Consider the following 276-nt stretch of genomic DNA (forward strand, 5'->3'; position numbering starts at 1 on the left):
GATAAGCATCATTCAACGCCTGGGAAAAATCGGCCATGATACTTTGTGCGGTGGCGTTATCTTCCGGTATCGAACGCTTCAGTAACGTCAACTGGATACGTAAGTAAGAAAGTACCTGAGCCAGCGAGTCGTGCAATTCGCGGGCGATGGTCGCACGTTCTTCCATCAACAATAATTGCTGAAAATGCTTCTGCGCCTGATTAAAGTACAAACCGCGTCCCAGCATCGACGAAACGCTGTTAAGCAGCGGTTCTGATGATGAAACGTGACTATTTT

General features: G+C 47.5%; 1 protein-coding gene. It reads right to left on the reverse strand.

The annotated features are described in order from the left end of the window. Positions 1-276: histidine kinase (locus SB725_RS31025; RefSeq protein WP_410923224.1), on the reverse strand; the 276-nt coding region annotated here is incomplete at both ends.

The sequence above is a fragment of the Pseudomonas sp. SIMBA_041 genome (genome assembly GCF_046535095.1).
GTDB lineage: Bacteria > Pseudomonadota > Gammaproteobacteria > Pseudomonadales > Pseudomonadaceae > Aquipseudomonas > Aquipseudomonas mucoides.